The sequence below is a fragment of the Paenibacillus sp. NPDC057934 genome, assembly GCF_042887565.1.
GTDB lineage: Bacteria > Bacillota > Bacilli > Paenibacillales > Paenibacillaceae > Paenibacillus_AQ.
This window is the reverse complement of sequence record NZ_JBHVPB010000006.1, coordinates 302,947-324,252: the sequence shown is the minus strand read 5'-3', so window position 1 is coordinate 324,252 and position 21,306 is coordinate 302,947. Positions and strand designations below refer to the sequence as shown.

16 protein-coding genes are annotated in these 21,306 nt (G+C 46.1%); 6 read left to right on the top strand and 10 right to left on the bottom strand.

The genetic code is table 11. The annotated features are described in order from the left end of the window. Window positions 1–28: 28 nt before the first annotated feature. Window positions 29–595, bottom strand: coding sequence for a dihydrofolate reductase family protein (locus ACFVRY_RS16270; RefSeq protein ID WP_387501268.1), 567 nt, complete (start codon window positions 593–595; stop codon window positions 29–31). A gap of 105 nt (window positions 596–700) precedes the next feature. Further along, window positions 701–1,924, bottom strand: a complete 1,224-nt coding sequence (locus ACFVRY_RS16265; protein ID WP_387501267.1) for a multidrug effflux MFS transporter — start codon at window positions 1,922–1,924, stop codon at window positions 701–703. A gap of 225 nt (window positions 1,925–2,149) precedes the next feature. Here ACFVRY_RS16265 and ACFVRY_RS16260 point away from each other — a divergent pair, with 225 nt between their 5' ends. The 4 genes from ACFVRY_RS16260 (at window position 2,150) to ACFVRY_RS16245 (ending at window position 6,447) form a co-directional block, all read left to right on the top strand. Beyond that, the gene (locus ACFVRY_RS16260) at window positions 2,150–2,806 is read left to right on the top strand and encodes a helix-turn-helix transcriptional regulator (RefSeq protein WP_387501266.1); all 657 of its coding nucleotides are present in this window, start codon (window positions 2,150–2,152) and stop codon (window positions 2,804–2,806) included. Between the two features lie 143 nt (window positions 2,807–2,949). Beyond that, window positions 2,950–4,314: a spore germination protein gene (locus ACFVRY_RS16255; protein ID WP_387501264.1), complete on the top strand. Its 1,365-nt coding sequence runs from the start codon at window positions 2,950–2,952 to the stop codon at window positions 4,312–4,314. Then, on the top strand, window positions 4,307–5,371 hold the full coding sequence (locus ACFVRY_RS16250) for a GerAB/ArcD/ProY family transporter (protein ID WP_387501263.1): 1,065 nt from the start codon (window positions 4,307–4,309) through the stop codon (window positions 5,369–5,371). Before ACFVRY_RS16255 ends, ACFVRY_RS16250 begins: the two co-directional genes overlap by 8 nt. Beyond that, complete coding sequence (locus ACFVRY_RS16245; protein ID WP_387501262.1) at window positions 5,368–6,447, top strand: Ger(x)C family spore germination protein; 1,080 nt, start codon at window positions 5,368–5,370, stop codon at window positions 6,445–6,447. The genes ACFVRY_RS16250 and ACFVRY_RS16245 overlap by 4 nt, the downstream gene beginning before the upstream one ends. 102 nt (window positions 6,448–6,549) lie before the next feature. Here ACFVRY_RS16245 and ACFVRY_RS16240 read toward each other — a convergent pair whose 3' ends face one another. The 7 genes from ACFVRY_RS16240 to ACFVRY_RS16210 all read right to left on the bottom strand — a co-directional run bounded on the left by ACFVRY_RS16240 (window position 6,550) and on the right by ACFVRY_RS16210 (window position 15,081). Further along, complete coding sequence (locus tag ACFVRY_RS16240; RefSeq protein WP_387501261.1) at window positions 6,550–8,430, bottom strand: amidase family protein; 1,881 nt, start codon at window positions 8,428–8,430, stop codon at window positions 6,550–6,552. Window positions 8,431–8,794: 364 nt separating this feature from the next. Continuing rightward, complete coding sequence (locus ACFVRY_RS16235; RefSeq protein WP_387501259.1) at window positions 8,795–9,691, bottom strand: NAD-dependent epimerase/dehydratase family protein; 897 nt, start codon at window positions 9,689–9,691, stop codon at window positions 8,795–8,797. 204 nt (window positions 9,692–9,895) lie between these two features. Continuing rightward, window positions 9,896–10,765: a LysR family transcriptional regulator gene (locus ACFVRY_RS16230; RefSeq protein WP_387501258.1), complete on the bottom strand. Its 870-nt coding sequence runs from the start codon at window positions 10,763–10,765 to the stop codon at window positions 9,896–9,898. 69 nt (window positions 10,766–10,834) lie between these two features. Next, window positions 10,835–11,248, bottom strand: coding sequence for a VOC family protein (locus ACFVRY_RS16225; RefSeq protein ID WP_387501257.1), 414 nt, complete (start codon window positions 11,246–11,248; stop codon window positions 10,835–10,837). 577 nt (window positions 11,249–11,825) lie between these two features. Further along, window positions 11,826–12,521 carry an MBL fold metallo-hydrolase gene (locus ACFVRY_RS16220; RefSeq protein WP_387501256.1) on the bottom strand — a complete coding sequence of 232 codons (696 nt, stop codon included), beginning with the start codon at window positions 12,519–12,521 and terminating at the stop codon, window positions 11,826–11,828. A gap of 95 nt (window positions 12,522–12,616) precedes the next feature. Then, entirely contained in the window at window positions 12,617–13,054 is a 438-nt protein-coding gene (locus ACFVRY_RS16215; protein ID WP_387501255.1) for a MarR family winged helix-turn-helix transcriptional regulator, read from the bottom strand. Window positions 13,055–13,239: 185 nt separating this feature from the next. After that, complete coding sequence (locus ACFVRY_RS16210; RefSeq protein ID WP_387501253.1) at window positions 13,240–15,081, bottom strand: UbiD family decarboxylase; 1,842 nt, start codon at window positions 15,079–15,081, stop codon at window positions 13,240–13,242. 383 nt (window positions 15,082–15,464) lie between these two features. On the opposite strand from ACFVRY_RS16210, the gene ACFVRY_RS16205 reads away from it, so the two are divergent. Together ACFVRY_RS16205 and ACFVRY_RS16200 are read left to right on the top strand one after the other, a co-directional pair. Continuing rightward, window positions 15,465–16,667 (top strand): MFS transporter, encoded by a 1,203-nt coding sequence (locus ACFVRY_RS16205; protein WP_387501252.1) that lies wholly within the window; start codon window positions 15,465–15,467, stop codon window positions 16,665–16,667. 1,769 nt (window positions 16,668–18,436) lie between these two features. Further along, the gene (locus ACFVRY_RS16200) at window positions 18,437–19,165 is read left to right on the top strand and encodes a hypothetical protein (RefSeq protein WP_387501251.1); all 729 of its coding nucleotides are present in this window, start codon (window positions 18,437–18,439) and stop codon (window positions 19,163–19,165) included. An 865-nt stretch (window positions 19,166–20,030) separates the two neighbouring features. On the opposite strand, the gene ACFVRY_RS16195 is transcribed toward ACFVRY_RS16200, so the two are convergent. Next, window positions 20,031–21,290, bottom strand: a complete 1,260-nt coding sequence (locus tag ACFVRY_RS16195) for an MFS transporter (protein ID WP_387501250.1) — start codon at window positions 21,288–21,290, stop codon at window positions 20,031–20,033. Between the last annotated feature and the right edge of the window lie 16 nt (window positions 21,291–21,306).

Below are 21,306 nucleotides of genomic sequence, written 5' to 3'. Positions count from 1 at the left end.
CACAACTCTGTGGAGGCCTTATCACTGCTCAATGATGATATTTCAGGCTGCTGGCCGGTTGATAGACATGAAGCACCACCCCAGCATCAAATACTCGCGTGTCTAGTAGCTTAAGGGGCAGCGCTTGATGCATGTCCTTAAAGAGCGGAATACCTTCGCCCAGCACTACAGGATGGATCATCAGCTGATATTCATCGACCAACCCAAGCTTCATCAAGGACTGTGCGAGGCCAGCGCCCCCATGCGCAAGAATCATCTTGCCAGGCAACTGCTTCAAGTACGCCAATTCTTCTTCCAGGTCACTTTGTCCGAGTCGTGAATTTTTCCAGTTCGCTTCCATCAGGGTTCTGGAGAACACTACTTTGGGAATTTCATTCAATGGCGCAGCATAGCTTTCTGTAGAAGCTTTCCAATATTCAAACATCATATCATAGGTTTTCCTGCCCATAATATGGATATCCGCCTGCCAAAGCAGATTTACTATATACTGCTCCAGCCCACTATCAAAACTCCGGAAGACCCAGTCCACCCCGTCGCTTGGCGTGCAGATGTATCCGTCCAGGGACATACTCATTTTTAGCACTACTTTGCGCATGAACTCCCTCCATCACCATCCCGACTGACTTAGCACTTCAACTGAAAGGAATGTGCTCAAAGTATATCACGGGACAGCATGCAGAATTTCTTATCAATTGCTATTTTACGACCTCTTCCCCGATCTCTTAATCATGAGCACATAACAGAGAATAGCGCCAACATCAGCTGCCGCGATGACAATCCCCATCGGCAGTGCCGTTCCGCTGCCGCCAAGGCCAACCAGAGGCGCTACCAACGCCCCTCCTATCATCGACAGCAGTCCTTGAAGAGCAGAAGCGCTGCCCGCAGATTGTCCCTGCTGTTGCATTGCCAGAGAGAAGGCTGCCGTGCTGACAATCCCTACACTGGATACCACCATGAATAGTGGAATCAGAGTAGCAATTAGTCCGGCTCCAAGCAAGGTCATAGTAAGCAGCAGCAGACCACCTATTGCAGCGTAGATCAGTCCGGCGACCAGTAGCCTCGTCTCACCGAACCGCTCCGCCAATTTACCCGTAACCTGTCCAGTGATAATAATACCAAGACCGTTCACGGCGAAGATCAAGCTGAACATCTGGGGTGTTGCCCCGAACAAATTCTGAATCACAAACGGCGAACCAGCAATATAAGCAAACATGGCGGCGAAGACCAGTCCCTGCGAAAGAGCATATCCCATGAACATCCGATCACTCAGCAGACGCCCAAAGGTAGCCAGTGTACTCTTCAGCCCTCCCCCTGACCGCTGCGCCTCTGGCAGGGTCTCACGCAGACCGAATAGAACGGAGGCCAGCATGACAAGCCCAATCACACCAAGCACGATAAACACACCCGGCCACGAAGTGAATCTCAATAATTGGCCGCCAGCAATAGGTGCAGCGATAGGAGCCACACCATTAATAAGCATTAACAAAGCAAAGAACCGGGTCAACTCTGTCCCGGAATACATATCTCTTACCATCGCTCTGGCTACTACAACCCCCGCCGAGCCACCCAGACCTTGAATGAACCGCAGAATAATGAGCGCTTCAATCGATGTGCTCATCGAGCAGAGAAACGAAGTAATCACATAGAGCGACAGACCAACGATCAACGGCATCCGCCGACCGCGCACATCACTAAGCGGTCCGGCGACCAGCTGCCCTACTGCAAGACCCACCAAACATGCTGTTAAACTGAGCTGGGCTAGTGACGGACTGGAATGCAGATCCTTAGCCAGGTCCGGCAGTGAGGGCAGGTACATGTCAAGGGACAGCGGCCCAAAAGCCGTGAGCGCCCCCAGAATCAACGCAATCCATAGGCGGCTGGCTTTCGCTGTCCTACCGGTGTTAACTTTAGAGCTAGAAATCATAATTCCCACTTCACAACCTGTCTTTAAGAGATAACGTTGTTATAATTTTATTACAACATTTATAACAAATTTATAAGACATAACCTTCCCTGTCAATCTTTTATTGAACACTGGTAATTTTATACGTATATCCTCTCCAATTGAATGAACAGTACGAGCTTCGCCTGCTCTCTTGCTATATGTTATAATTTTTTTATAAATCCAATGGAATCAGGAGTCATTCAGATGCAGAATAACATCGATGTCACTGGGCTGCTGAAGAGCATTTCAGTTATGATCGCAGCCCTGATGGGGCCTTCTACGGAAGTGGTTGTGCATGACATGGAACAGGCGGAAATCATTCATATTGAAAACGGTCATATTACCGAAAGACAGGTAGGGGATTTGGAGGATGCCAATACCATTACCTTACTCTCTCAAAGCGCTGAGCAAAATAGCACCCTGATCGGGTATTTAAGCACTGCCAAGAGCAACAAGCCACTTAAATCATCCACTCTTTTCATCAAAGATTTAGACGGCAACCTCAAATACACGCTGTGTGTCAACCAAGATATCTCCGCCTACAAAAGCGCCATGGATCTACTGACCCACCTCACCAGCACTTTTACTTATGAGGTGACCGACGTACAGCCCGGCGGCGAAACTATCAAACAAATCACGACGAAGCTCATTATGGAGGAGATCTTTAAAGCCAAGCCATTCTCTATGGACTCCAAGGAAGCGAAGCTGAAGATTATCCAACAACTGGACGACAAGGGTGTCTTCGACGTTAAAGACGCGGTCCCCAAAGTCTGTGAGCTGCTCTCTATCTCCCAGGCCACCCTTTATAACTACCAACGGGAGCTACGAATGCGCAAGGAAAAAGAGTCCACACGCAAGTAACACCAGCAGCTTCGTATCCGCTCTTTTAGCTCAACTGAACTACAAAAAAACAGGCGCCGCGGAACCCATCTTCCGGCGTCCTTTTTTGTGCCTGAACTCCCTGTCCCCACGAATGGATAAAAAAATGGAAACCATCACAGAATATGAGCGAGGTGGTTATGATGAGCAGCCTGATCGAGCAGGACTGGGAGCAGGATTTGATTCACACTTTCGATTTGAACAGCGATTTTTCCATGAAGACGGTCACGTTGTTCGATCAAACAGTAAAAGTATATTATCTCAGCTCGCTCGTGGATCTTACGAGTACGTTAGTTACATGGGATCAAATCATTTCGGCGACCGGAGAAGAAGATCACTCCCTCGCGAGAGACCTTCTCCCGCTGGAGTTTACGGTAGATGGCTCCTACCAGGAAGTCGCCGATTCCCTCGTCAAGGGCAAACTGATTGCTAAAGACCCAGATTCCGGTAATCCGCTCGTACTGGATGCAGATATGTGGCCGCTAAACCGCTCCATCTCAGCTTCAGAGAACGAGAATCCGATTCAGTCTTCCATCGATGGATTTACTGAGAAGCTGGATACTAATATCGGTCTGGTTCGTAGAAGAATCAGCAATAAAGAGCTTGTCGTTGAATCGTATATCCTGGGCACCAATTCCCACAGGGAAATCGCACTGATCTATATGAAAAATGCAGCTAGTCCGAAGGTTGTCCAATCTGTCAAAGAACGACTCTCCAGAAACAAGCATAAAGATGTCATCCATGTGAATGGTCTACTGCAAGTGCTGGAACAGCCTAAATATTCGCTCGTCCCCACATATCTAACTTCAGAACTGCCAGGAGAGGCTGCACAGAACCTGCTGGATGGAAAAGTGGTTATTCTGATGGACCTGTTTCCTAATGCCTTTTCTTTTCCAGCCATCGTCAAAGATCTGTGGTCCTTCAAGCTAGACTTAAACTATCCTTACTTGTATCTTTTGTTCTTCCGTTGTATTCGTATTGCAGGTATTGCCTTCGCAATCGTTATGCCTGGGCTATATGTTGTGCTTAATTCTGTAAATCCAGAACTTTTACGGATTCAGCTGGCGATTTCTGTCGCGAAGAGCAGAGAAGGCGTCCCTTATCCCTCATTTGTAGAGGTGATGCTGATGCTGCTCCTCATGGAAATGGTGATTGAGGCTACCATCCGGCTACCCAAGAACATCGGTCCCACGATCACGATGGTTGGAGGCATTATCCTCGGGCAGGCGATTGTACAAGCCCGGTTGGTGAGCAATCTGCTGATTATTATCCTGGCCGCAACGACCATCTCCAATTTCACAATGGCTGGTTATCTCAATACGATAGGAATTCGCATCTTCAAATACGTCGTTCTGGTTCTCAGCTCGATCTATGGCATCTTGGGATTACAGGTAGCGATGATTTGGCTGTTCATCTATTTTGCCGCACTCAAGACGTTTTCGGTGCCCTATTTAAGCCTTAGCACGAAAGGAAAGAGTCCGGATGACTAAACCCATGGTTGTCATGCTGTTTATCCAACTGCATCTGACAGCGATGCTATCCATTTTTACCGTAAGAATCCTGGAGGTTACCACGCTAGCCCATTGGGAGGCCATTCTACTCGACTGTGTGCTGGAGATGTTGCTGGTCTGGGTCTACCTGAAAGGCTTATCGCGATTCCCCGGAAAAAACATGATTGAAGTCATTTCCGAAGCGGCGGGAAAATGGATGGCCAGACTGATACTTCTTCCCTTCGCAGTCTTTCTGTTCTTCCATCTCACCTTGTTAAACCGGTTCCAAATATTCAAAATCAACGTAGTATTGCTTCAGGAGACCCCACTTTGGGCCCTCACTTTGCTGTATATGGCTCTACCCTTGTATGCAGCGTGCAAAGGATTCTCTGTCATCCTCCGCATAAGCGCGGCGTTATTCATCTTCTACATTCCGTTTGTGCTTTTCTCCCTGTTTATCAGTGTTCATAACTTTGATTTTCATAATGTCTTTCCGATCTGGGACCCGAAAATGACCTTTTTGGCCCAACCTACCTATTATTCCAGCCTCATCTCTTTCTCTGGCTTTCTGTTTCTTGGCATGTTATCCCTCGACAAACCTTTCAAACCTAGCAAATTAATGTTGGTTATGATTATCCTTGCCTTCTTCTACCTCTCCGCTGTCTATGTCCCATTGCTTATTTTCAGCGAGGAGGTCGCCATTACCTTTCAATATCCCGATGTGCTGGCCTCAGACACCATTGATCTGGAATGGGTCGTTTTCGATTGGTTGCCTACCTTCTCGGTGGTTTCCTCCACTGGACTGGGCATTCTAGAAGCAGCTACAACACTTTGGACGGCTACCACTCTAATCAAAAAGTTGTTTCTCCCTATCAATGAAGTGTGGATTGCTTCAGGTCTGACCTTAGCCATGTTTTTTCTCAGCATGCTGGTTAGAAACAATCATGATCTGAACCAATACTTAATATGGAACAGCATCCCTGGAATTTATAGCATGCTTATGCTCCCTCTTGCCGTGCTCTTGTCCGGTTTAAAGAAAAGGAGGGCCTCCGCTTGAAGCACAGAATCATTCCCAGGCTGCTACTGACACTCTGCCTCCCTTGGCTGCTGAGCGGCTGCTGGGATATTAAAGATATCAACAAACGTTATCTTCCAGTGGTGATGGGCATCTGTGATGGCAAAAGTGATGTTTACCATGTAACCCTTCAGGTTCCTACCGTAACCGGAACGACCCAAATTTTGGAGCAGGAAGCTAAGTCCATCAGTAAAGCCCTCGATTTGATCCGGACCAAATCTGAAAAGCATGTCGATCTTCTCCATCTACGACTGATCCTGATTAGTGAAAAAATGGCCGAAAAAGGAATCGAGGATATTATAGACTACGCCATTCGGGCCGATGATATTTCCATCAAGGGCATGGTAGCTATTGTTACCGGGGACTTCCAGAAGGCACTGCATCATCAAGTCGGACCGACGCCAGAGGTGTCCTCCTACGATTACTTCAGTGAAGAAGCCGGCTGGACACCCAATGTATCGCTTGTCCGGTTATGGGAAGCTTATAAAGTTAGCCGCTCCTATACACAAGATACAGCTATTCCGCTGGTGGAAGCCGGAACAGACACGTTATATGAATTCAGGGGCTCCGCCATTATGAGGAATTCCAAGATGGTAGGCACACTAACGCCAGACGAGACGCTGATCAACAATATTTTTGCAGAAAAATATACCGGCGGAACCATTGAGACATCTGAAGATGCCAGCATCCTCATTAAGAAAGCTACAGTACGCCATCGAGTAAAATGGGGAGACTCCGGCCCGGAGTTAGACAGCAGACTGAAGCTGGACATAGAGGTATCCGAGAATAAGCAAAAACTCTCCAATCAGGAAATTACCCAGGAGATCAAGACATCTATTGAGAAACGAGGCGCCAATATCATCGACAAGCTGCATACGCTCAAAGCAGACGTACTTGGGATTGGACAGTTGTTCAAGCCGAAGATGACGGTAGCACAGTTGAAGGAATGGAAGGAGAGATGGTACCCGAAATTGCAATCCAAAATTGAGGTTGAGATTAATATCCGAAACAACATCTATCTTAAAGACAAACTCAGAGACAACAATCTCCGGATGTGATGCATTGTATATGATCTGACAATTACAAAGCAGCGAGCCCCTATGACAGAAGGCTCGCTGCTTTGCTATAACTTTATGAAATCGGCTTATCGAAGTAATACTTTAAGGTAAAAGTGCAGGTGCCTTGCGGTTATGCGTACCTTGCTCATAAGCATAAGCCAGCTTGATCAGGGTAGCCTCGTCAAACGGACGACCCAGGAATTCCACGCCTGCCGGCAGACCTTCCGACGTGAATCCAGCCGGAACCGAGATCGCAGGGAATCCGCTGAAAGGGCTAAGTCGGTTATTGTTACCGGCTTTGGAGGATTCGCCGATTGGTACAGTAGTTTGTACAGTGGATGGATAGATGATGGCATCCAGATTATTGTCAGCCATTACCTTCAAGAGCGCATCGCGTGTCAGCTTGGTGCGTTTCAGAACGATATCCTTATACTCTTGAGATTCCAGATCTCGTGTATCGCGCAGCTTATAGGTACTTTCGTTCCCTTTTAAGAATTGTCCGGAGTTGATAATCTCTGTAAGCGTATGGTAAGGCGCATCCGGTTGGTAATTCGCCAGGTATTCATTCAGCTGAGATTTGAATTCATATCCACTGAGACTTGGATATTTCATGATTTCCGCCAGATTCGGGATGGTGATCGGGGTTGTAATCGCCCCTAGCTTCTTCATGTCGGTAACAGCAGCATTCATCAGATTGGTAGTGGGCATTTCTTCCGGCTTGGTGCCAAATAACTCAGTAGCCACCCCGATGCGGGCACCTCTAAGACCACCTACATCCAGGTCCTTCGTATAATCGGTCTTGGACCGACCAACGCCATAGGCTGTTGCTACATCATTAGCGTCATAACCAGATGAGGTTCCCAGAAGAATCGCTGCATCCGTTACGGTACGGGCTATCGGGCCGCCTACGTCCTGGGTCAGGGCCAGTGGAATAATACCATCCCGGCTTGTCAAACCTATCGTTGGACGAATACCAACCAAACTGTTATACGAAGATGGAATGCGGATCGAACCACCGGTATCCGTTCCAAGGCCAGCCAAAGCGAAGTTAGCCGCTACAGATGCGCCGGTGCCTGCGCTGGACCCACCAGGATTGCGGTCAGGAGCATAAGGGTTCAAGGTCTGTCCACCCAGCGAGCTGGCTCCCGTAATACCCGAGGCGAACTCATCCAGATTGGATTTGCCGATCACGATAGCACCGGCATCCTTGAGCTTCTTAACCATCTCGGCATCATGTGTCGGGATAGCATCCTTCAGACAAAGGCAGCCTGCGGTGGTAGGCAGATCAGCAGTAGCGTAGTTATCTTTTAGTATGATTGGAATCCCGTGGAGCGGTCCGCGAATGCCTTTGGTCTCTCTTTCTTTATCCATTGCTTCGGCAGTCTTAAGGGCATCGGAATTCACAGTAATTATCGCATTTAACTTTACACCTTGGTGATCATACTTATTGATCCGATCCAGGTACATTTGGGTCAGCTGTTTATAGGTCAGCTTCCCTTGACCGACAGCTTTTTGAATATCAGCAATCGTTGTTTCCAACAATTCAAAGGGCTTTAAATAATCATAGAGACGGTCAGCCAGCACCTGAGCCTGCTTCTCTGTCAAAAGCGCTTTAGGTTCAAAGCGGGCTGGACTCGTTCCCTGCATAAGCTGTTTCTCATTCAGGGCTCCAATTGCCCCTGCGGAAGCTGAATTATCAGGTACATCGACGAATGGCTCTTTGGCATCTGCCAGCTTGAGCGAAGTCCCCAGCATAACAGCCAACTGTTCGCGGGACACACTCGGGGCCTCTTTCAACTGAAACGAAACGGTACTTCCAGCCCGTGAACTAGCATCGTTCATCAGGGAGACTAATTCCTGTGAAGTAACCGGTTTGATCGAAGTTGCCACTGTTGGTGCTGCAAAAGCAGACAACGGAACGGACAACATCAAGGCTCCTGTTACTAGACCGGAGATGATAGTAAATCTGGATTTTCTGAACATGATGACTCCCCCGCTTTCAAGTTATGTAATCTAGTTGACTAGTAATTCCCCCTTATTATATTTGGCGTTATATTTCCTAACAAACATAAAATTCTTAATAAAAAGCGATTTCATAGTTATTTATCTCAAATTATCTGCTATTTTCGGCGTTATTCTATCTATTTCGTTTTATATCGTTTAATGTTTCTTATAGGAATTGGTTGCACTAAAATGACATAGAACGAAATCTCAATATCCATATACCGATTTTATGTTATATATACTAACATTAAATCTATTTAATATTGTTTCATATCTTTAACATGATAGATTTCCGCACACAAAAAAACGGCATTTCTGCCGTTTTTTAAGAATGAATTCAGGATTATGAGATGCTCTTTATCCAGCTAAGCATGGGTGCTTCCGAAGGTTGCCAGCCTAACAGATTTCTTGCATGTACCGCACGCACACGACTGTTGGAGGCGATGGCAAAGCGAGCCCAGTCGCCCAGCTCTGCAATGGCTTCATCGGCCGGCCAGCTCGTTGTTTTGCCTCCAAAGCCCAGTGCTTCACTGACCGCTTTGGCGATATCCTGGAAAGATTCTTCCCCGTTCTCAGCGAAGAAGTACGAAGCAGAAGGTGCTTTTTCCAGAGCCAGTCGATACATTTCCGCCAGATCCTTGATATGGACGTTAGACCAACGATTCACACCTTTTCCCACATGAACACCAGCTCCCACGGCCTTCGATTTGCGGATAACCTGCGGCAACTGATCGCTTTGTGTCGGTAAGCCAAGTGAATCACCGTAGATCATGGAAGGCACGATAACCACGCTTCTCACCCACTCGTCGATTCCGGCTCGGCGCACCAGATTGTTGATAGCTACCCGGTCAGCCCGGATATCCATCGGAACAAACGGTGTCTCCTCGTCATAAATATTTTCGCTTTTGGAATCGCCCCTCGCATCATCTCCCACCACACTGGAACCCGATGTATGCAGAAAAGCTTTGCCGGTACCACTCAAGGCAGCGATAAAGGTCTCCACTGCTCCTCTGTGATCCGAGTCGGCGGTATGAATAACCGCGTCGCTTAGCTTAGCATACTTCGTTAGCACTTCATTGTTTTCAAGCGTACCCAGTACGGGTTCAATCCCTATTTCTTTAAGAGCTCCCACCTTTTGCGGATCACGTACGAGCCCATAGACTGCATGTCCAGCATCAATCAGCACCTTAGATACAGACCCGCCAATATAACCTGTTGCACCTGTCACAAATACTTTCATTGTGTCTCTCCTCCTATATATTTTGTATAGATACGGGTTAACCTGAGTGTTCAATCCCCGCTTTGGTGAATATTAAATGTACATTGCCTCCCTATTGTAGTTCTCCACAATACATAAAACAAATTATGAATTATAGGTTTAAACATAAATATTTTTATAGTTGTTGATATAAAAAAAGACCGCCCAGCTGACACTGGCCGATCGCTATTCTTCTTCACGGATAACCGTCATAATCTCGCGGATCTGCGGCAAATGCTTGTGCTTAAGCTTATAAGCGAAGAACAATTCGTTTTTCACTTTTAAATCTTCATAAATCTCTTTCGTGTTAATTCTGGCGGCTTCATTCGTCAAATATGTTGTTATAACACTAAGACCTGTACCGTTACCTATCGCCTTCAGGATCATATGTAAATTCGGAATGACATGAACCGGCTTGATCTGAGGGCGTTTGTTAAAATGCTCTCTCCAAATCCGCCGAATGATCGGCAGCTCCAGTCCATAACTCATCCATGGCTGCGCAGACAGCCATTGCTCCCTTGCCTTAAGATCATCCGTATCCGGTATCTCATAATGGCTCGGTGCTACAATGGCAAATTCCTCGTCCATTAATTTCAGGTACTCAATTCCCGGCGTCTGCACCTTCTGTGAGGTAATGATGATGTCTACCTTATCTTCTTTCAACATCTCCAGCAATTCACTGGCCGTCCCAAATTGGGTAATGGTGCGCAAATCATATTGATGCAGCCGTGGAAGTATTTTTTCTACATAGAACTCATGTGCCGTCCCTATCTTTATCACTGTAATTGTCGGCAGCGAAGCCGCTCTGAAATTCATTGTCGCCTCCTCCAGCGACTCGATTAGAGGAGCCAACTGTGAGTACAGTTCCTTCCCCCGTTCAGTGGGCAGCATCTTTCGTGCCGTTCGGATAAAAAGCGCTTCCCCCACCTCGGCCTCCAAAGAGGCCAGATGCTGACTCATCGCCGGCTGTGTCATCATGCGTGTCTTCGCGGCTTCGGACACCGAGTTATGCTTATAGATGTTGCAGAAGCTTCTGTACCACTCGAAATCTGCCATACTGCCTCCATTCTCCTGCTTTTACTGCTATCAAGACTTATCTATTATTTAAACCACTCAGGATAAATCTCATCCCTGCGGCATTTGACTCATGTTCATGTACAACACATTCCAGCGGTGACCGTCTGGATCAGCAAATCCGGCACCATACATCCAGCCCTCGCCTCCGGGCTTTTTGTAGACCATGCCGCCAGCCTCCAGCACCTTGCTCACCAGCTCATCGACTTCTTCCCGGCTCTCTGCATCAATGGACAATAAGACCTCCGTCCCCAGTTGCGTATCTGCAAGCTCGTGACCTGTGAAGCTTTTAAAGGTCTCCTCAGGGAACAGCATCACCATCACATTCTTATCCCCAACGATCAGCCCCGCGGCCTCATCACTGTTCTCATGCCTAGGATGAAACGAAAAACCAAGCTTGCCGAAGAACTCCCGTGACTTCTGAAGATTCTTTACCGGAAGGTTAATCCACAATTCTTTTGTCAACGCGATCGCTCCCTTTGAAGTTAAAATAAGTTTACAGCTACATATTAACACGCCTTAGTCGGACATGTTTACTTATGGATTGCGGTTTGCTTCTTACTCATAACTATCCCTTTTAAAAAAAGGAAATTTGTTTAAAGTATGTCCATGGGATCAATTTTTAAGCAACTACATAGAGCAATGAATCTAGTTTGATAATGCTCATACCAAAGGGTTCAGTTCTCTGTTTTTTTCAGTTTATCCCTTTCTCCGCTTTATGCTTTTCCTCCAACAAAACAAACCCACTGCAATGATAACAACAATATACAAGATGAGAAGTAGCCCATCTCCATGCCACACTACAAAATATGTATCTCTAAACTGATAATCTTCTTCTGCTAACAGCATATGTTCTCCCTAAGCCTCCTAGTGGTCGATGAATATGAGCTTCTTTTGTATTCTATAAAAATTAACTATATTGGACAATTCCTCAAATGACCACGGACAACTATTTTTACTGATCTCTGATATATACGTAAAAAAACAGCCTCTCCACCCGGAGGGCTGCTGTGCGTTAACTAGCTGGGTACTATCGTAGCGATTACCGGAGCATATGCTGAAACCGGCGTGAGGCTTCCCGCATGATGGGTCTGCCATGACCGAAGCAGGCAATTCCGAAATCGTACTGACCCAATTGTCGAATACTTTGTTTCCCAACCTCTATATCTTCATACCCCATACTGAAACCGAGTCCCGTCATGTTGGTCGCCACATCTGCTACGAACATAATTCCGCCATGCCCGGAATGCAAGAAACCAAGCTGACCTAGACAGTGACCCGGGAGATGAACAGCCATTAAATCATTCGAGAAATCAGGATGCTCACCATCTGCCAACCTAACATCAATTTGAACAGGTTCGACGGGAGTTCCCTTGCCAAAGAGACGGAACAACAGCTTGTTTAGCAGACCCGGAGCCGAAGTCATCGGCCGCATCTGCAACCCATTCTCTATAATGTCGGCATCCATGGCATTTGCATAGATTTTAACATGTGGAAGCATTCGTTTCAGTGCTGCGGCACTTCCAGCATGATCGGTATGGCAATGCGTAAGCAGAATAGACTTCAACGTCTCACGCTTGTGACCCAGCGATTCAATGGCTGTTATAATTTCATGCTCACTCCCGGGTAATCCTGTATCTATTAGTACAAGCCCTTGCTCCATTTCCAGCAGGTAGGCATTTACATTTTTCAGAGGTAATAAATAGATTCCATCCACTACTGGTTTGATCTTCATCATTATCTTCCTTTCTATTACAGAATGGGTTTGTCAGAATTATATTTAGCTAGGCTAAATATAATCTCAAAAAAAACCTCCCTCCTCTCTATTGTTTTTTATTCCTCATTGGAAACATTGTTATGATTTTTCTGCATCCACACCAGCATCAGGGAGATCTCTTCCGGGGACATTCCCTGCCGGACCACGCTTTCCAGCTCCGTGATAATCTCCATACAGATCTTGCTCTGAGCCAGTCCTGCTTCTGTCAGATAAATCCGTTTGGACCTTGCATCCTGCGGATCGGACTTCCGAACCACCCAACCGCCTTCTACAAGAGCATTAAGCAGATTCGTAAGTGATGCCGGACGAATGCCAAGCCGCTCGTGTAATTCCTTCTGCGTCATGCCATCTCCAAGGGTCCACAATTGCTCCAATACATTCACCTGTCCTGAAGTAAGACCGTAGGGTGCCAACTTCCTGTCATACATAGCGTTAAGATCGCGGTAAATCCGTTTATTCCAATACACGATATATCCACTGAATGGATGACCCACTTATTTAGCCCCCCTAAGTAATTATTAATCTTTTTTACTTTACTGTCAAGCAGCGTGTTCCTCCCAGTTTATCACACACGCCAATACCCCCGGGCTTGAGCCAGGAGGTATATAAATGCGTCTCTCATTCTAAGAAATTGCTGTGACTACTTACCTATAATCTTGGATAATTTCTATAAAATAGTTTATTCCCCTGTCCGGATACCGCCCAGGCTTGCACCTTTCACAAACACTCTTTCAATATTCTTCTGCACTACAGGATCCTCGATCAACGGCGGCGCCTGATGCGGTTTGGTGCGGGCGTCGATAATAACATTGTCACAGGCCCAATGCTTATGCTCATATCCGCTGTTCACACCGTAGATGTCATGTGACGGATTGCTGCGCGTAAAGGTAGCCCACAGGAAATTATCCAGCGTTGCACTCATGAATTCACTGTCATCACAGAGAATGATCATCGGACAGGAAGGCAGTGATCCTCTTTGCTCAATAGACTTGCATAATTCTCCAATCTCCCGCTGCGCCTCGTCATAGCTACTAAACGGGGATGTCTGGAGCGCCACAATGCCTGGCATGATCAGCCCGGCGTGTCCGGCTCCCGGGAGCTCCTTCAGAATGCCCGGTACTTCACGGCATAGCTCTCTTTTGACATCTCCAACCGCCGCGAAAACCACCTTACTGCCGGTATTCAATCCCGTCCCTGAATAATCAAGGGTATCTATCGTCGTGTTGGTCTGGAAATGGATATCCCGGCGCAGATTAATCCGCTCGAGAATATAAGTCAGGAAGTTCTCAACATCATGCGTACTGACCTTCTTCTCCTCTTGCGCCGTAATGAACAGGAATTTCGCCAGACTGAGCTGCCCTGTGCCCAAAATCCGGTTGGCAATGGTCAGAATCTCTGCAGGCTGCTTGATCTTCTGATAAGGGGTATAACGCTCGCTTCCGATTGCAAACAATAGCGGGTGCACACCCGCAGCGTCGATGGCGTGAACCTCTTTTACCCCGGGAACCTCCTGCCGGATCGCCCCCCCAGTCAATTCGTGAATCAGCGCACCAAAGGCGGTATCCTCCTGCGGAGGTCTGCCCACCACTGTGAACGGATAGATGGCATTCTGTCTGGCATACACCTTATGCACTCTCATCACTGGAAAAGGGTGAATCAGGCTGTAATATCCCAAGTGGTCGCCAAATGGCCCCTCCGGCTTCGTCTCTCCCGGATAGATCTCACCTGTGATTACAAAATCCGCATCATTACTGATGCAATAGCCATCCACATAGCTGTAGCGGAAATGACGCCCGGACAGCAGCCCTGCAAAGGTCAGCTCGCTCATCCCTTCCGGCAATGGCATCACTGCCGACAACGTATGTGCCGGAGGACCGCCGACAAAGATGCTTACTTTAAGCGGCTTACCTTGCTTGTTGGCCTTGTCCTGATGGATGCCGATCCCGCGGTGGATCTGGTAATGGATGCCAACCTCTTTGTTCAGCTCATATTCATTCCCTGTAAGCTGAACACGGTACATTCCCAGATTGGAATTCATAATGCCCGGCTTGTCCGGATCTTCCGAATACACCTGAGGCAATGTTACAAAAGCTCCGCCATCTCCCTGCCAATGCTTAACCAGCGGAAGGTCGGAGATCTGTATTTCCTGGAAGCCAGATGGTAGGCTACCGGATTTCTTCAGTGGCAGCGCTCTTCTTGCCGCAAGTCCGGTGCCGATATATTTGAACGGATTCTTCAGTGCTTTCACTGGATCATTGCGGAGTGCAATAACATTCTGAGTGGAATCCCACGTATCGCGAAAAATAAATTTGCTGCGCTCCACCGTTCCGAACAGGTTGGATACCGCACGGAATTTCGAACCCTTCACCTTTTCGAATAGCAATGCTGGTCCACCCGCTTCAAATACCTTCATATGAATGGCGGCCATCTCCAGATGCGGGTCCACTTCTTCGGTAATACGAACTAAATGTCCGTTTTTCTCCAGATCAATAATGCATTCTTCCAAATTGCGATAGCTCATGTCATTGCTCCAATCTATTAGGTTAAAATGATAAACTTCCGTTTACCTCTTCTTCCCGTAAAAATTCATATAGTTATAGTTTACGATATATTCCGCAAAAACACATCTCTTCTAACACTCTCCTTTGTCACAGTTCAGTTACATGCCAAAAAGCAGTCTCGGGAGTTTAATGAACTCGCAAGACTGCATCTGTTTTCTTATTCCCACTGACTCTCGTAAGTATGGAAAACCCCCGCCAGGCCACATGGGGTACTTATAGGTACCTATAGCACTTAAAAGTACGTACTTATAATTTCAATTCCTATGGTTATATAATAACTCTCGTTCGCAGGGCAGCATGACTACTCTGCATAGGTTACCACAACAACACTAGGAGGATTAACATGAGTTCGTCTCTTTCACAGTCTCATCAGAATACAAGGTCATCATCAGGAAGCTGGGCCCTTTTTGCCCTCGCGATCAGTGCGTTTGGGATCGGCACCACTGAATTTGTACCCGTTGGCCTCCTGTCTTCCATTGCTGACGATTTAAATATTGCCCTTACACTAGCTGGCCTGCTCATCTCCGGTTATGCACTTGGAGTCGCTATTGGCGCACCAATTCTGACTGCACTTACGAACCGGATGAGCCGCAAAACACTGCTAATGTCCCTGATGATAGTGTTCATAGTCGGCAACGTAATAGCGGGCTTAGCGCCTAATTTCACGGTGCTGCTCATCGCACGTTTCATAACGGATTTCTCGCATGGTGTCTTCTTTTCCATTGGTGCGACCATTGCTGTTCAGCTCGTTTCTCCTGAGAAAAAAGCTAGTGCTATCGCGTTAATGTTCACGGGTCTGACCATCGCTATTGTTACGGGCGTTCCGCTCGGAACCTATATCGGTCAAGCCTTCGGCTGGAGGGCAACGTTCTGGGGTGTGGCTGCGCTTGGCGTGATCGCCATTATTGCTAGTAGCATCTTGATTCCCAGGAATCTGAAACAATCTCCACCTGCCAAGTTCAGTGACATGTTCCGACTGATCACCAATGGGCGCCTACTGCTCGGTTTTCTCATTACCGCTCTTGGGTATGGCGGCACATTCGTAGCCTTCACTTATCTAACGCCACTTCTGCATGATGTAACCAGTATTAGCCAAGGAGTCATTAACATTCTTCTGATCGTCTACGGTATCGCCGTTGCCTTTGGCAACTCTCTTGGCGGCAAGCTAGCGAACAAGAATCCTATCCGCGCCTTATTCTGGATGTTCGTAATTCAAGCCGGGGTATTAGTACTGCTGACATTCCTTGCTCCATTCAAAATTGCTGGCATCATCGGCGTCATCTTAATGGGCTGGTTCGCTTTCATGAACGTGCCTGGCCTTCAATTGTATATTGTCCAGCTTGCGGAGAAGTATATTCCTTCAGCGGTCGATGTTGCCTCTGCGCTTAATATTGGAGCATTCAATGTGGGTATTGCTGTTGGTTCAGTTGTCGGTGGCGTAGTGATCGACCATCTAGGTCTCGTGCATACGCCTTGGATCGGTGCCGTCATGGTCTTCGCTGCAATTATTCTGACAGGCATTTCAGCCAAACTCGAACGAAATTAATCTATGAAGGGGGAATATCCGGCTTGGCGTATACGACGATGGCTAGATCTATTACCCTCTAGCCACCTTCCACCAAGCCGGAGTATTCGCTCCTGGCGTGAATCAGCTGCTACCTAAGGGCTGAAAAAACACACCCATTCTCCGCATGCCGTTGTATGTCGATCTGACCGAAAACTCTAATGAGAGAGCTTCGCGGTCATGCTGGAGTATCGTGTTACGCGCAAACTAATCTAGCTTTTAAACCAATAGCAGTCCTTCACCCTCGATAACCCTTTCTTCGCCAAGTTCTCTGCCGATGAGATTATTCATAGGTGGGCTGGTTAATGCAATATACAACCATCACAAAATGTTATATACACTGTATAAATATACTAGGCTATAAACTGCTTTTGGTACAGGATCGGAGGTATCTAAATTAATCTCGTTGAGGCCGATGTTGGTTGTAAAAATGAATATAAGCCCCAATTCTCTATTATGTCTCATCCATATTTCGAATATTGTAAGAATAGAGTCCTTCCGTTTTGAGATCGAGAAGAAACACTCCATCGAGGCATTGTCATAACAATTTTCTCAGAGCGACATAGTGATATGGGCACTAATCTTTGGCAACATGTCGTGTATGCATGAGACCAGCATTGGAATCCTTGGCGCTGAGAACCATCAGTCCGATCACGTCTTTTGTCTTGTTTAAATTTTTCTCAAAATCTGTAAAACTAGCTAGTACACGCTGTAGGATATCATGTTAACCATTCACATTGAGCTTCGTTTCAAATAGCTTCTTCTTCTCGAGGATTTTAAATGCCTTTGCATCGCTGGGTAATGGACTATCTTTAGCTCCAACAAATAATAAATAGCTAAAGAATATAATTTACCATAAAAACAACAAAAGTAAATAAATGCTATATATTCACTCCTTTTGAAATCCGAATCCCGACACTCCACACTCCCACATACTCTTCGTGTTCCACACGTTCCCTCTGAGGGCAGCCTTTTTGGTATTCTGATTTCATCGCGCCGACTCTCCTTCCTGTATATATTCTAGACTTACGATTGTTCGGCCCTTCCCGAAAAAAACTTTCGATAGTATGACCTCTGCTGACTTCTCACAGCAAGCTTTACTCCGTCTTTCGGATTTTTTCCTACTCTACGTCTGTGAGATCTTCCCGGGTAAGATCGATAACCTTCCCCTCATCCGCTTCCTTCATATTCCGTCTCGCGACGGACACCCTTGTCTTTGGCTAACAGTTCCTACTGCCAAGCTATCACCCATGCCGGGCGCACACATAGATATGACCCTGCTATTTCCTCTAGGGTCTTATTCTATGTGTAATCTAAATTCAAACCAACTCCTAGAATATCGCTCCCCTGCAATTTTGGGCCCCTCCGGGAAAAGGGCTTTTACAATGTGGTCATAGTCCCTTAGGTGAGTTTATAGGATTGAGTTCTAATTTAAACATTTACATTAAAGCATATACTGCAGTCGCTACAGTTGCTTAGTAACTTCAGGAATCAGGGAATTCTCTTAAATAAATATTAAAAATAGGAATATATTCATATTGTAATTCCAATTTATTTATGAGTTCCCATTTGATTTTGCGTGAAAATAGCTTATTACTAAATGTATCTATTAACTATATACAATATATATGCATATTCAATAAATTAGGATAATTAAATATTAAAATGGTTTTTTAGCCCTAAATAAACCTCTGTTGTAAAATGTTAGTATTATTACCGTAATTAAATATAACACATCATGTAGGCTTACAATGAAAAAGAAAATTGTATGTAGCATTGTATCAATTAGCATCATGGGGAGTTTAGTCCCATCAATGATTTTTGCAAGTCCGTCTTTACAGAATGATCAAGTTAAAACCCAAGTTATATCAACATCCGAGTCTCGTATTATCAAGGCAACCGCTGTTAGTGGCAGTAGTTTCAATTCGAGTGTTATAGCAGAATCGAATCTACTAAATCCCTATATTTCTGAAGGCTCGGATGGTCTTTTACATATTGACCCTGCTGGTAAAGAAATTGTGAGTAATGAGACATACCAAATTGTTGAACATGGAATTTCAATTTTAAATGAGTCTCTAATTACAGGTTCAACAACTATTTCAAATGGTTTAGTTGTTGCTAAATCTAGTTCCCCAGCTGGTGGCATTTCCATTATGTCTGGATTCTCCAACACCTATTGGTGGGGAGTTGCATTAACAATGAATAAATCTGATGCTTCATACTTCGCTTATAGTCTAAAACAAATTGCAAAAGGATATGCCGCAGAGGCAGCAGTAGCCACCCTCTTAAGTGCTATTTTCCCTAACCCAGCGACTTTCTCAGCAGCTGCAGCAGGAGCAATAGTTACAGCCGGCTGTGAGATGGTCGGTTCTAGTGTTGAATTTCATAATGGCAATACTTCTAATGGCGTAACGTTAAATGTCCATTGGTTACCTCTCCCTTATTATGAAGTAACAATGAATAGCAAAAAACCTTACTAATGTGTTATTATTTATAATAAATGCTTTTTGAAAGGTGAAACTTATGTCCATATTTATCACGCTTCTAGCTGCAATGGTTATATTTTTAATTGTAGGGTGTGTGATATTTGTTATTTTAAGACGCACTAACAATCCTAATCGTTTGGCAGCACACGTCATGAGAGTGATATTAATCTGTGGACTTGCGGGCCTTTTAATACAAAGTTATATGTACAAGAATTCATTACTAAGTCCAACCTTCACCATGTTTATTATCATTGCAGCCCTCACTGGTGGTTATTTTTTTCAAAATAAAAAAAGTAAATAACGTTAAAATACTATTTTTTACTAAATTCCAAAAAAACAGAAGTATCCGTAATCTATTGCGGAAACTTCTGTTTTTTAATCCGTATAATTCCACTTTCTAAACATCCCCATAATCCAAGATATCGTCACCAGCCAGTAAAAATCATAACTGCCGTTCACAGTATTTCGCCTTGGTTTGTATTTCACACCCATTGCAGTAGTTGAAGATTCTATACTGGCACGAAGTTGTATCAGTATCAGATGAAATACCATCTGGAGACTGTGGCCAGTCCAAAATTATGATAGCTGTAACTCGCCCCCCAAATCGAAAACTGTAAGTAATTACTGCCCATTAAGAATCAAAAAATATTAAATAACTTACCTTTAATATTCCACCTACAGTATCCCTGTTGCAGCCTGTAGCATCGCTCTATTCACTTGGGGGATGATTACGGTCTACCGCATTTCCCGCCTCATGCCACAACTCCATCCAGAACAGGCCGCTTTCATCCCTTCCCCTATTAATCTTAAGGAGGAGCAGACTGAAAGCGGCCCTTGTTTATCTACGACATTAAATCCCTTACTGCTGCGGCACAGCCTGCAAGTTCTCCGGCGCTCTCTGTTTCAGGATCGGGATCATCAGCAGTGCGCCAAGCAGGAACAGAACACCGGCTCCACCATAGATCGTGACCAGCGGATAGGCATGCTTCAATGTGCCAGCCAGAGACATGGAGATGACCATCATCCCTGTAAACATTGGCATTAGCACCCCGTTCACCCGGCCCACGATGGATTCATGCGACCATTTCAAGATCATTGTGCTGATCCCGATCTGAATGCTAGGGAAGGCCAGACCGTTCACAAACTGCGCAATCAATGTGATACTTACACTTGTCGAGAGACCAATAACGACCGTACACAAGGCACTAACCAGCATACCAAAGCCCAGCAGAGCCTGCGGAGGCACACGTTTTGAGAAAGCAGCAATAACTCCGCCGCCAATCAACATAGCCGCCCCGTTCACGATCAGCATGTATTGCAGAAAATCCTCCGGCTTGCCCAGCCGCTCCGTTACGATAAATAAACTCAAGGCCTGAGCTACACCAACGGCCAGCCCGGCAATAATAAAAGCCGCACCAAGCATGCGCAGAACCGGGCTTTGCCATACGTAACGGAAGCCCTCACTCAATTCCTTGCGGAACTGTCCCTTGGTATCAGCCGCCCGTGGCTCAACTTTATCCTTCGGCAACCTGAACAGTACAAGCGCAGACAGTAGGAACACAACCCCCATCACCGCTATCGAATACTCCAAACCTAGATTGCTGTAAGCAAACGTACCCAGCATCGGTCCAAGCACCATGAAGATCGCCATCAGCGACTGAAATAGTGCCATGCCCTGCTGCAGTTGCTCCTCAGGCACATGCTGCTTGAAGAGGCGCATCCCCGAAGGCTGCGAGAATTGAGACAGGATCGCCGAGATGAATGTTACAAAGTACACAGAGTGCCAGCTACCAAAATGAATGGTCAAAAGAACAGCAAATACGGATACCGCTGACAGCAAATCACACCAGATCATCGTCCGCTTGGGCCGCCAACGGTCTGCAAACGTTCCGCCGATGAAGGAGAACACAAAGATCGGCGCAAATTCAGCCAGGCTGATCAACGAGATCGCATATGGATCTCTGTTCGTCTTCTCCGCAACGTACAGCAAAATGGCAAAATTGCGGACCCAGATTCCGATCTGTAGCAAAACATTAGAAAATATGATCGTCTGGATGAAGCGGTTGCTGAGAAGACTTGGTGATTTCGATGCGTTAGGCACTGCACTCAACGTTTTCAACTCTCCTTTGTTGGGG